The organism is Mycobacterium sp. TH-M82, from assembly GCF_057473605.1.
In genome coordinates, this window is record NZ_JBYCKY010000239.1 from 78,548 (window position 1) to 90,137 (window position 11,590).

Below are 11,590 nucleotides of genomic sequence, written 5' to 3' on the forward strand. Positions count from 1 at the left end.
GCTCATCGACGGGAGGCTGTTGAAAACGGCTGTTCGCCCGCAGATCATTACCGCATGGGAACACAGCGAATCTCTGTCGACACGGATGCACTTCGCGCTGCCGCGGCCGGCAACGGTGCCAACGCCGATGTACTGAACGAATATCGCCAGGCGTGCGAGCAGTGGCTCGCCAACGCCAAGCAGCAGGTTCTGCACCACTACGGGCCGGTGGCAGCCCCGGTCGCTGATGCGCTGAACGACTTCTACACGGGCCTGGGTGACCAGGCGAGCACCACGACGGACCGTCATCGTGATTTGGAGGCTGCGCTGGATGCCGCCGCGCAGGGATACGACGGCACTGATTCGTCAGGAGCGACGGCGGTCCGCGCCGCAGGCGGTGTTGTGTAGGTGGCTGGTGTGCGTGTCGATCCCGCCTCGGCGGGCCCGCAGATCGCGGCAACGCTCAACGCGGCGGCCGCAGCACTGTCGGCACCAGCGCTGATCCCCCCGCCGCCGCCCGCCGGCACGGACCCGGTCTCGGTCGCCGCAGCGAACCACGTCGCGGTGAACTCGGGGCGACTGAGTTCCCAGCTGGCCGGTGGGATACCGCGCCTGGCTGCCGGTGCCAAGGCTGTGGCCGCTGCATTGCAGGCCTACGTGACCAACGATGCCCAAGGCGCAGCGATGGTCTCCGGCAAGGGCGGTGGCGCCGCGGCCGCCGCCGCGGCGATCGCCGGCATCGACATCCCCACCCCGCCCAGCGTCGCTATCCCCGACCTGCCGATCGACATGCCCGCCGCCTTGGCGGCCACCGTCGGCGAGCCCGACGTACTTGATACCGCCTTGCGCTCCGGTGCCGGGCAAACTGGACTGGAGGCCCACGCTCTGGCCTGGGACGGGGCCGCGAGCAACCTCACCGCCGCAGCGCAGTCCCTGCACTCACTGGCCGGGCAGCTGCCCGCGACCTGGGAGGGCAAGGACTCGACCGCGTTGGTGTCACGGCTGCAGGGCTTCGCCCGTTGGATGGACGAGTCGGCCAGCGCCGCCACCAGTCACGCGGCCTCGGCCAGGCAGGTCGGCGCCCACTGGAACACCGCCCTGGGCAGCCATCCCCGCGCCGAGGACTACGAGCAGACCCGCACCCAATATCTCGGCGCGATGTCGCGTGGTGACGCCGGCGAGGCCGCTCAGCGCGAAGGTGAGCTCATCGATATGAAAACGGCGTCGACGAAGGCGATCAACACCTACGGCGAGGAGGCCGGGGGAACCAACATGAAGTCGAAGCAACCCGGCGATTCCCCCCGGGTCAGCGGCGACGGTGACCCCCACGTTCCCAACAAGCCCGCCGAGGACTACGGCGCCATCGACACAGACGAATTGCTCTCCGGCGACGCCGCCGATGACGCGGGCGAAGCCACCGGCAAGGCCGCCGGCAATTCGATGGAGTCCGCGATGCAGATCCCCAGCCAGATCGCCAACTCCGTCGGGCAATCCCTCGGCAAAGCGGGCCAGCAGTTGCAGCAGGTCGGGCAGCAGGCCAGTCAAGCGGCAAGTCAACTCGGCAGCGGAATGGGCGGCTCGCCGTCGTCGGGCGGCATGGGGTCCGGCATGCCCCGAAACCCGTTGAGCAAGCTGGGTTCTGGAGGCAGCGGTCTTAGCGGCCTGGGTGGCGGCGGAGGCGGCGGGCGTACCTTGCCGGCGGGCCTGCCCGAGCAGCTCAGTGCGCCCCCGGCGGCCACGGCGTCGACGACCAGCACGGCCACGCCGATGGCGGGGGCCTCTGGGAGTGCGGGCCGGTCGGGCATGGGCGGCGGGATGATGCCGATGGGCATGATGCCGCCCGGGAGCCGCGGTGGCGAGGGCAAGGAGATCGACCGCAACGAGGAGTGGTTCCCCGACGAGGCCCTGGTGAAAGACGAAGCCGAAACAACCGAGCCGATCGCCGGGCAGCGCAAGCGCGTCCGCCCAACCGAGACATAGAAGGGCGTGCTGGTGGCATACCATCCTGCCGTTGCGGAGTACCTGGCGCAGAGTGAGCGTCTCAGCGATGCCCTGCGTGCGGCTCAAGCAGCGATGTTCGACGACCTTCGGGTGCGCCGGGCCGCGCCGTCTGAGCCCGATGTCATGCCCGAGATCGACGGCTACGGTGCGCTGACGAACCTGTTTCTGGGTGAGGGCGTCGCCGACCGGTATCGACCGGCGGAGCTTGAGGCCCTAGTCATGGACGGGCTGCGGGAATGCTATGCGGTGTGGGAGGAACGGCGCGAAGAGGCGGCGCGGGCCGCGGTGCCGGGCTGGGCGGAATTGGAGAAGTGGTTCGGCCCGTCGGCGCAGCAGGCCGCGGAAGCGCCGGCGGGCGAGTCAGATGATGCTGATGGATCGGCGCCGTGACCGCGCCGATGGTCACACCCGGGGAACTGGTTGCCGAATGCCTGACCGGGGGAGTACGCAAGCTCCTCGGAGGCGTTCACTCGCTGACGTCCTCACGAGTTGTGGTGGCGTGCACCGATTCTCGGTGGGTCCGTGTCAGATTCTCGGCGGAGCCGGGGCGTCTGCCGGCGCCCTGGGAGCCCGACGTCGAGCCGGGCTGGCTGCGGGCCCCCCGCGACGCCGAGCCGGGGTTGCGAGACTCCTCGGCTGATCCGGTGCTGGTGGTTGTCGGCGTCGGTGAGCAGCAGGTCGTCGCGGTCAACGCACTGGCGATCGACGAGATTGGGGTGACGTGCCGGGATCGGGAGTCCCTGATCGGGAACTGGTTGCTGCAGGCGCAGATTCAAGGCGCCGGAGGCGACACGGCCTGCATCGCCGGAGTTCGTCTGAGCGACAGCGCTGATGCCACCGTCGTGATCGCCGACCCGCTCGTCGACGGCGTCGAGCCAGGATGGGTTGACGTGATGGCGGTCGGGACATCCTGGCCGGTACGGCCCCTGCGGACACCGACGAAGGCCGCCACCAGTGACGAACCGGCGGCAAGCGAGGTCGGCGAGCCGGACGACACCGACGATGACGAGAAGGGCGAGACCGGCGACATCGAGATCGCCGATGGCGACGATGATCTCGAACTGTCCACGCCTGCAGGTGAAGCCGACAACGGCGACGAGACGGACGGGGCCGCCGTCGCGGGACTGGGGCCGGTATCGATGAGGCTGTTCGGCGACTTCGAGGTGACCGACGCTCAGGGGGTGGCGTTGCAGCCCATGCAGCAGCAGATCGTTGCCGCGATCGCACTGCTGCAGCCGATCACGACGCCGCAGCTGTGCCAGATGCTCTACGGGACCGAACGGCAGAAAAGCTTCCATGTCGCGATGAGCAAGATCCGTCGCCGCGGCGTGGCACCAGTGATGAGCGACGCCGGGTACAGCATCGACATCGACTCGGACTGGCGCAGATTCGTCGAGACCGCACAAGATCCCGCGACCGCGCCCACCGAGCAGCTCACCGCAGCTGCGGAGCTGATCACCGGCGAACTGTTCGGTGGCCACGCCCCGCAATGGGCCGCCGCGGTGCTTGCCCCGATGACAGGACTGATCACCGCGGTGTGCCGCGAACTGGCCGCCCGCCACGTCGATCAGCCCCAAACTGCCTTGTCCTACGCGCAGCGGGGCTTGCAGGTCGACCCCACCAACACCGAACTGACGGAGATCGCGACGATGCTCACCGAAGGGGCGTTTCCCAACGACGCAGACGGAGGTGAGGCCTCGTGAGCGGCGACGCCGACATCGAGGAGTTCTACGCCTCGGAGTTCACGGTCTACAACCCGTCAGGATCGGTCGGCGTCAGCTGCGATGGCCGCGGGCAGGTCGTGGCGCTGATGCTCGACGAGGAGGCGCTGCGCCAGGGCGAGATCGCCCTAGCCGATGAGATCGTCGCCTTGGCCGGCCTGGCCCGGGCCAAGTATCGGATGGGTCTTCGACTGCACACCCTGGCCGCCGTGGCCGGCGACGGCCCCAACGTCACCGACCGCACGGACCGCTTCTGCCGACGCGTCCAGAAACTCCCAACCCCTGAGGAATATCGAGACATGGAATCTGCCGAATTCGCAACGCGCTACTCAGATCAGCCGGGCGTGCTCGGATGAGCGCCGCAGCGGAGAACTTCCACGCCGGCGTTGCCGCACTGGGCGTCATCGACGGCGGCCACGCCGACCAGCGCCAGGCCCTGCACTACTTCACCGTCGCCAGCGACCTGGATCCGTCGATGTGCGACGCGTGGCTGGGCCGGATCCTGTGCGGCGACGCCGGCGGGGCCACGATGTACAAGGCGTGGCGCAGTCGCGCGTCCATGGGCGCCGAGGTCACCCGGATGGGTATCCACCCGTCCAAGCTGTGGGCCACCTTCGATCTGGGCATGGGCATCATCGGGCTGAATCAGGCCATCTATGACCAGTCGGCACTGACGGCGGCACTGGCCAGGACGCTGGTCATGGCCGATTCGCCCGACTACAGCGAGGCTATCGACACCCTCTCGGAGACCTCGCCGACCGCGGTCACCGAGTGGGTGCGGGCCGCCATCTACTACCGCGTCGAACGGTGGGCCGATGTCATCGGCACGCTCACGTCGAATGTGCGACTGTTCGACAAGGACCCGATGATCAAGATCGCCGCCGACCTGGCTGCCGGCATGGCGCACGCGCGCCTCGGGGAGCTCGACGACGCGTTCGGTCTGCTCAACGCCGCCCAGGACCAGGCCCGTCGCGTCGTTGAACCCGACAAGCAGCCCATCGTTTCGCAGGTGCTGGCCAGCGCGCAGTGGTATCTGGCCATGATCGCCCGTGAACGTGGCGACGAAGACCGGGCGCAGGCTCTGCTGCGGCAGGTGGCCGAGGAGGCTCCGTCGGCGGATGTCACCGCGGCGATCAACAACCCGGAGATCCGGCTGCAGATCACCACCCGCGAGGCCGTCGAACAGCGCACCGATCCGTGGGACCCCGCCACAGGGCCCAGTGCCGAAGACATCATGCGTGAGCGCAAGACCGCAGACCGCGCCGAGCTGCTCGCTGAAGCCAGCGCCGAACTCGACGCCCAGATCGGTATGTACGACCTCAAAGATCAGGTCAAGACGTTCCGGGCGACGATCCGGATGGCCGAGAAACGCCGTGAACTCGGCCTCAAGACGCCGGCGGCGGCCAACCACATGGTGTTCGTCGGGCCGCCGGGCACCGGCAAGACGACGGTGGCCACCGTGATCGCCAAGATCCTGTGCGGCCTGGGGATCGTCTCGAAAGACAAGGTGGTCGAAGTCCCCGCCAAGACCCTGATCGGCCAGCATCTCGGTGACTCCGAGGCAAAGACTCGTGCTGTCATCGCTGAGGCCATGGACGGTGTGCTGTTTCTCGACGAGATCTACACCTTGGTGAGCCAGGACAACAGTGGGTCCAACGCCGACAGCTTCGGCAAAGCCGTGATGGACACCCTGCTGACCCATCTGGAAAATGATCGCGGCCGGTTCGTGGTGATCATCGCCGGCTACGAAGCTGAAATCGACTACCTGCTTGCCAGCAACGCGGGAATATCGTCGCGGTTCGCCCATCGGTTCCGCTTCAACACCTACAGCCCCGATGAACTGCTCGAGATCGCCGAGTTTCTTGCCGCAGGTCGTGACGACGTGATCGCCCCCGCGGCCGCCGAGGACCTTCGAGAGGTATGCCGGCGCCTGTCGGGGATGACCACAGCCGACACCGGTCGCAGCGTGATCGACGCCGTCGGCAACGGGAGATTCATCCGCAAGGTCGTGGAAGCCAGCGAGGCCATTCGCGAAGTACGGCTCGACGAGGACCCTCCTGAGGTCTTCAACGAAGAGGCGCTGATGACGATTCAGCAAGCTGACATGCGCAAGGCGCTGACGAAGGTCCTCGCCGGCGAGTCGAGTGCCACCGGGATCGACTTGGCTGCGATCGTGTCGGGAGAGAACTGATGCCGTTCATCCCCACCTCGAAACTCCAGGTCAGCGGCTACAAGTTCCTGGTCACACGACTCAACCACGCACTCATGCGCTTCGAAACCTCGATGCGCCACGACCCGGCGCGGGGAACAGCGCTCGGCCAGACGATCGGCGTGGCCTTTATCTGCCTGATCTCGGTTGGGTGTGTGGCGATGGCCTACTTCAAGCCGCAGGGGCTCGGTAACGGGGCCCAGATCGTGCAGGCGCGAGACTCGGCGCAGCTGTTCGTCACCATCGACGACAGGCTGCACCCGGTGCTCAATCTCGTTTCCGCGCAACTGATCACGGGAACGGCCGACAAGCCAACACCGGTCAAGACCAAAGAGGTGCAGAGCCGCCCCCGCGGGCCGCTGGTGGGCATCCCCGGTGCGCCGGCCGAAGTCGTCCAACCCAAGGCGACCGATTCGTTGTGGACGGTCTGCGATGTCGTCGATCACCCAGACACCACCCATCCGGGCAATCACACCGCGGTGATCGCCGGCGCAACCCAGAGTGTCCTGACGGCCGATCCGGCCTCGGCGCGGATCGTGCAGGGACCCGATCAGGCGACCTGGCTGCTGAACAACGGTGTGCGGCGGCGCATCGACATCGGCGACACCGCCCTGATTCTGGGCCTGGGCCTGCAGCGGTTCCCCCGGATCGACATCATCAGCCGCGATCTGTTCAACGCGATCCCCGCAGCACGGCCGATCGGCTCGCCGGTGATCCCCGAAGCCGGGACACCCTCGCCGTATCCGGTGGCTCCGGGAGTGGTCGTCGGGTCGGTTCTGCGTGTGCCGCAGGCTGATTCGGTCACCTGGTATGTGGTGTTGGTGGAGGGGATACAGGAGATCCCGGAAGTCATGGCGTCGGTGATCCGCAACACCAACACGTTCGGGGCCAGTGTGGCGCCCACGGTGTCCCAGGACGTCGTAGCCAAACTCCCGTCGGCGGCGGGCTTGGACACCAGCGTCTTTCCGGAGAAGCCATTGCATTCGGCGGCGACCGTGACGCAGCCCGTCACATGCTGGCAATGGGTCAAGCGGGCCGGAGAGCAGCAGTCGAGTTCATCGCTGACGTTCATGGCCGGGTTGCCGCTCAACGACGAGCAGCGTGGTCTGTGGCGCCACGACCTGGTGTCGCGGCCCGGGGTGTCGATGTACAGCCCTCCCGGCTCAGGCTATTTCGTGCAGACCACCGGATCTGATCCGCGATCCCCGGCCCGTGAGACGCAGTGGTGGGTCTCGGATGCCGGGGTGCGCTACGGGCTGATGATTGCGGCGGATTCGGGCAAATCGGCGGCGGCCTCGCTCGGGCTCAGTATGCCCATCCAGGCGCCGTGGGCCGCGCTGGCGGTGCTGGCCAGTGGCCCGGGATTGTCGAAGGAAGCTGCGTTGATCAGTCAGGACACCGTGTCGCCGAGCCCTCTGGCGTCGGCTCTGAGTGGAGGGAACCCCCCGAAGTGAGTGTGCGGCCATGGATTCCCGTCCGCAGGACGGTCGCGGCGCCGTCGTCCAAGGAGATCAACCAAGCGATTCCGGTACCGGCGCCTCCTGAGATCAAGGAAGTCGTGCCGCCGCACTGGTTCCAGAAGGCTGTCCCGTGGCTGATGGTCATTGCCATCGTGGGGATGCTCGGCATCTTCTTAGCTTCCGGGGCCCGCCGCGTGAGCCCGATGATGCTGATGTTCCCACTCATGATGCTCATGGGTGGCGGCGGAATGATGGCCGGCCACGGCAACAGCGGCGGCCCCAACACCGCTGAGATCAACGGCCTGCGCCGCAAATACCTGGAGATGCTGACCAACCTGCGTCGCAAGGTCCACGGCCGCGCCAAGGACCAGTACGCCTACCTGGCGCACTTCGCGCCGCCGCCTGAGGCGCTGGCAGCAATGGTGGGCGGCCCGCGAATGTGGGAGCGCACACGCCCCCAAAATGACCCGACCTATATCGTGGCGCCGCGCGTCGGGGTCGCCACCCAGAAGCTCGGCGGCGGCATGACCATGGAGGACGCCGCACCAGAGACCTCGCTAGAGCCGGTCTCCCGAGTCTTCGGTGAACGCTTCCAGCGGGCGCACCAGGCGGTTGCGGGCATGCCCGTGGCGATCGACTTCAAGACCCACCGCGCCGTGCAGTTCTTCGGCCCCGGCGACACCATGGGCGCGATCCGGGCAATCCTGCTGCAACTGGCCGTGTTCCACCCACCCAACCTCGTGCTGATCGCCGTGGTCACCGAGGACCCCGAGGCCTGGGACTGGATCAAATGGCTACCGCACAACCAGCACCCGACCCGCCGCGACGCCCTGGGCACCGAGCGGATGGTCTACACGCGCGAGCAAGCCTCCACCGGGCTCGCCGACATCCTCGCCGGCCGCGGTGACTTCTCCACCGATGCCCAGTACACCGGCGCAAAGCCATGGCTGATCGTGGTCGCCGATCACCTCGGTGCGATCCCCGGCGCCGGGGAGGGCATGGAAGCGGTGACCGTCATCCGCCGCGGCGACAGCGAAGACGACCTCGAGGTCCTGGGTGCACGCGTCGAGGTCGACGTCGATGGGCGGGCCCGCAAGCGCAAGCTCAGTGCCGACGATCCGTTGACCAACTGGGCCAGTGCTGTCGACACCGTGGATGTCGCGCACGCCCGCCGCGTGGCGCGCGTCATGGCGCGCTGGCGTGCGGCCACCGATCAGCAGGCGGCCGCCGTGCGATCGCAGGCCGGTGGGGGTGTCCTCCAGAGCTGGGCGTCGGTGCACAACGTCGATGACGTGGGCACCATGGGGACCAGTCTGTGGCGGTCCTATGCCGAGGGTGACCCCGAGCGGATGCGCGTTCCGATCGGGTGGGGCAAGACCGGGGCGCCGATGATGATCAACATCAAAGAGGTCGCCGAGCAGGGGATGGGCTCACACGGCGTCATCCTGGGGACCACCGGATCAGGGAAATCGACCTTCCTGGTCAACATGATGCTCGCCCTGCTGGCCCACCACACCCCAGAGCAGCTCAACGTGATCTACGTCGACTACAAGGGTGATGCGACCTTCGACGGATTCGAGGGGCTCAACCACACCGTCGAGATCGTCTCCAACTTGAGCTCGCCCGACATGATTGACCGTCTCGAAGCAGTGCTTCGGGGTGAAGTCGAGCGGCGCCAGAAGCAGCGCAGCACGATGGGTGAGCTCAGCACCGGCAAGAAGTTTCGTGACGCCAAGACCTACCTCAAGGCGCGGGAGCGTGGCGCTGACATCCCAGCGTTTCCCACCTTGATGGTGGTGGTCGACGAGTTCACCGCGTTGCTCAAGGACCATCCCGAGTTCCGTGATGTCTTCGAGCACCTGGGTCGGCAGGGGCGGTCCGATCGGGTGTGCCTGGTGCTGGCGACTCAGTCTCTGGGTGGGGTGCCCGTCGGTCAGCTGATGAGCAACGCCGGCTGGACCATCGCTATGAAGACCGCAACCGCCATGGACTCGGCGTCGGCTATCGAAACCAAAGACGCCTACTACTTGGAAGAGGCCGGCGAGGGATACCTGAAAGTCGGTGGCGCAGAACCGGTCTACTTCCGTGGCGCCAACACCGAGGAGCACTATTTTCCGCCCGATGCCTCAGCTAAGGCGGCATCGGAGCGTCTTGAGGCCACCGGAGTGTCCGGCGTCGCGTCGTTCGGGGTGGCGGCGGTCCCGGTCCCGGGCCTCAACGACGCCTCCGACGAAGAGACGACCGTGGTGGTCCGAAGCAGTGAGGAGATCGCCGCCGCACCGGAGGTCGGCCAGGTCATCCTGCGGCAACTCGACGGTCAGGGCGAGCCCTGCCGGAAGTTGTGGCTGCCCCCGCTGCTGACGCCACGTCCGGTGGGGCAACTGGTGGAGGCCAGTGGACTGGTGGCCGGTGAGAAGGCGGTACTGAACCTGCCGATCGGCTTGCTCGACGTGCCGTTCAAGCACGCCCAGGAAGTGTTCAGCGTCGACCTGACGGACAGCAACCTGTGCCTGCTGGGGCGCAGCCGCTCCGGCAAGTCCGTGGCTATGCAGACCCTGGCGATCGCCGCGGCCAGACTCAACAGCCCCTCGCGGCTGCAGATCTACGGCCTGGACTTCAGCGGCGACAGCCGGCTGCTCGCGCTGGAAGACCTGCCCCACGTGGCTGGTGTCGGGGTGCATCGCGACATCGACGCGGTGTCGCGTGTGATCGCCGAAGTCGAGGAGGTCGTCAAGAACCGGGCCCAGCTGTTCCGCGAGCACCGGATCTCGAACATGGCCGCCTACCGCGATCGCCTGGTCGCCGGCACCGCGCCCGATGACGGCTACGGTGACGTTCTACTGCTGCTCGATGGCTGGGATGTCTTCAAAGAGAACCATGAGCCCCTCACGGCTTCGGTGGCCGCGCTGACCAACGGTGGGCTCGCGGTCGGTGTGCACGTGGTACTCGCTTTGCAGGTGCAGTCGAACCTGGGGCGCAACCTGAACCAAAGCTTCAGCACCCGAGTCGACTTCAAGCTCAACTCCCCGGAGCTGTCCGGAGTGAACAACAAGAGGCTGGCTGAATCGATCCCTGGTGACGTCCCTGGTCGTGCTCTGGATCTGGCGACCAACTTGCACCTGATGATCGGTGCACCTCGGCTCGACGATGTCGAGGCGGTCGACGATGCAGGCCTGCGGGATGCGATCGCGGCGATCAGCGCGCAGTGGAAGGGCCAGGAAGCTCGCCAGGTACGGGTGCTTCCCGAGCGGGTTATTTCCAGCGACCTGGCGCTGCCCGAGGACTGGAAGGGGTCGCGGTGGACTGTGCCGATCGGGCTCTATGAGAGGGACCTGACCACGGTGGCATTCGACTTCATGTCGGACCGCAACTTGACGATCTTCGGGAGTAAGGACTGCGGCAAGACGCACCAGATCGCGTCGATCATGAGCTTTTTGACCAGCAAGTTCACCGCCGATGAGGTCAAGTTCATCGTTGTCGATCTCAAGGGTTCCAAGCTGCTCGACTATGTCGACGAGGACTACGTGCTGCGGTGGACCGGTGAGCAGGAGGTCGCCAATCCTGAAGCCGCCAAGCCAGGGCAGCCACAGAGGATCACGCGGCAGGTGGCGCGGTCGGGGCTGATTACCAACCCGATGGAGCTGGCGCCGGCCATGGTCGAGGTGGCGCGGGCGTTGGAGAAGCGAGCACCGACGGGAACCGAGACCAGAGAGCAGCGTCGTAACCGGTCCTGGTGGAGCGGGCCGGAGATCTTCTTGTTCGTCGATGACTACGCGATGGTGGCCAACGCTGCGCCCCAGGCCTTTGCGCCGCTGGCGCCGCACTGGGGCAACGGTCACCAGCTGGGAATACACGGGGTTGTCGGGTGCCCGATGGCCCTGGCTAACCGGTTGCTCGGTTCCGGCAATTCACTGCCCAAGCTGACTAACGATGCCGGTGGTGCCGCCTTGATCATGGATGGGCTGAGGTCAGAGGGACCGGTGTTGAACCAGAGGCTTGAATCGCGACCCAAGGGACGCGGTGTGCTGTTGACCAACCAGGGGCGGGAGGTGATCCAGACTCCGGTCTTCGAAGCATTGGAAGACTGAGTGTTAACAAAAGATGTTCCCACGGCAATTAGTGGACTAGGTGGCTGGTGTTTTTCGCGTGGCGTTGACCGGGTAATCGGGTGCGGTCGGCGAGAATGGTTGGGTGAGTTTGGGTTTGACGCCGAAACAGGC

Annotated in this window: 8 protein-coding genes; all 8 read left to right on the forward strand. The window is 66.6% G+C overall.

The window, feature by feature from the left end:
• Positions 1 to 54: 54 nt before the first annotated feature.
• The 8 genes from AC2VON_RS07480 to eccCa are packed head-to-tail and all read left to right on the forward strand — an operon-like array spanning position 55 to position 11,458.
• The gene (locus AC2VON_RS07480; RefSeq protein ID WP_486952374.1) at positions 55 to 387 is read left to right on the forward strand and encodes a type VII secretion target; all 333 of its coding nucleotides are present in this window, start codon (positions 55 to 57) and stop codon (positions 385 to 387) included.
• A 9-nt stretch (positions 388 to 396) separates the two neighbouring features.
• The gene (locus AC2VON_RS07485) at positions 397 to 1,959 is read left to right on the forward strand and encodes a PPE domain-containing protein (protein WP_486952375.1); all 1,563 of its coding nucleotides are present in this window, start codon (positions 397 to 399) and stop codon (positions 1,957 to 1,959) included.
• Between the two features lie 12 nt (positions 1,960 to 1,971).
• Complete coding sequence (locus AC2VON_RS07490; RefSeq protein WP_486952376.1) at positions 1,972 to 2,370, forward strand: hypothetical protein; 399 nt, start codon at positions 1,972 to 1,974, stop codon at positions 2,368 to 2,370.
• Positions 2,367 to 3,683 carry a hypothetical protein gene (locus AC2VON_RS07495; protein ID WP_486952377.1) on the forward strand — a complete coding sequence of 439 codons (1,317 nt, stop codon included), beginning with the start codon at positions 2,367 to 2,369 and terminating at the stop codon, positions 3,681 to 3,683. Before AC2VON_RS07490 ends, AC2VON_RS07495 begins: the two co-directional genes overlap by 4 nt.
• The gene (locus tag AC2VON_RS07500; protein WP_486952378.1) at positions 3,680 to 4,057 is read left to right on the forward strand and encodes a YbaB/EbfC family nucleoid-associated protein; all 378 of its coding nucleotides are present in this window, start codon (positions 3,680 to 3,682) and stop codon (positions 4,055 to 4,057) included. Before AC2VON_RS07495 ends, AC2VON_RS07500 begins: the two co-directional genes overlap by 4 nt.
• Complete coding sequence (eccA, locus tag AC2VON_RS07505) at positions 4,054 to 5,892, forward strand: type VII secretion AAA-ATPase EccA (protein WP_486952379.1); 1,839 nt, start codon at positions 4,054 to 4,056, stop codon at positions 5,890 to 5,892. Before AC2VON_RS07500 ends, eccA begins: the two co-directional genes overlap by 4 nt.
• Positions 5,892 to 7,364, forward strand: a complete 1,473-nt coding sequence (gene eccB / locus AC2VON_RS07510) for a type VII secretion protein EccB (protein WP_486952380.1) — start codon at positions 5,892 to 5,894, stop codon at positions 7,362 to 7,364. The genes eccA and eccB overlap by 1 nt, the downstream gene beginning before the upstream one ends.
• Positions 7,361 to 11,458 carry a type VII secretion protein EccCa gene (gene eccCa / locus AC2VON_RS07515; protein WP_486952381.1) on the forward strand — a complete coding sequence of 1,366 codons (4,098 nt, stop codon included), beginning with the start codon at positions 7,361 to 7,363 and terminating at the stop codon, positions 11,456 to 11,458. The genes eccB and eccCa overlap by 4 nt, the downstream gene beginning before the upstream one ends.
• The last annotated feature ends 132 nt before the right edge of the window (positions 11,459 to 11,590 follow it).